Origin of the sequence: Segeticoccus rhizosphaerae (assembly GCF_009192725.1) — a bacterium.
Taxonomy (GTDB): domain Bacteria; phylum Actinomycetota; class Actinomycetes; order Actinomycetales; family Dermatophilaceae; genus Segeticoccus; species Segeticoccus rhizosphaerae.
This window is the reverse complement of sequence record NZ_VOHR01000655.1, coordinates 1-784: the sequence shown is the minus strand read 5'-3', so window position 1 is coordinate 784 and position 784 is coordinate 1. Positions and strand designations below refer to the sequence as shown.

General features: G+C 74.2%; 1 protein-coding gene and 1 pseudogene. Both read right to left on the bottom strand.

Annotation, left to right across the window (positions count from 1 at the left end):
- The coding region (locus tag FRW57_RS22330) for a 4-hydroxy-tetrahydrodipicolinate reductase (RefSeq protein WP_152187112.1) at positions 1-528 on the bottom strand (528 nt) is incomplete at its 3' end.
- 10 nt (positions 529-538) lie between these two features.
- Positions 539-784, bottom strand: a pseudogene (locus tag FRW57_RS23735) (MFS transporter); the annotation flags it as partial.

Below are 784 nucleotides of genomic sequence, written 5' to 3'. Positions count from 1 at the left end.
CGCACCGTCCGGATCGGAGGTGGTGGCGTCCGGCGGCGTGGGCAGGTGGGCCTCGCGGCGGGCCGCGGCGATGAGTGCGGCGGTGCGGGACGCCGTGCCGGAGGGCGCGTCGACCTTGTCCGGGTGGTGCAGCTCGACGACTTCCACGGACTCGTAGAAGCGCGCGGCCTGCCTGGCGAAGGACATCATCAGTAGGGCGCCGATGGCGAAGTTCGGCGCGATGAGCACGCCGACCCCGGGGTGCTCGGCCAACTCGGTGCGGAGGGTCTCGAGCCGGTCGTCGGTCCATCCGGTGGTGCCCACCACCACGTGCACGCCACGGTCGACGCAGTGAGCGACGTTGGCCGGCGAGGCGTCGGGAACCGTCAGCTCGAGGGCCACCTGCGCACCCGCCAGGTCGCCGAGGTCGTCTGCGTGGCCGAACCGGCCGACCAGGTCGAGATCGGTGGCATCCTCGACGGCGCGGCACGCCTGCGCGCCCATCCGCCCGGCCGCCCCGATGACGGCGACGCCGATCCGTTCGCTCACGTCGGTCAGACTAGTTGGCCCGGCCGCGCTGCTGGTGCTCGGCGTCGCCCATCGGGGTGGTGCGGCAGCTGACTGGGTCGGCAGGCGTGGCCGCGACGCCCACATCGCGCTCGGGGTCGCGGACCAGCAGCCACGAGACGACTCCGCCCAGGGCCAGGAGCACCACGCAGACCCACAGGGCCCGCGCGTAGCCGGCGGCGAACACCACCGGCCGCGCGTAGTCGTCTCCGCTGAGGCCGACGGCCGCCGGCAGAGC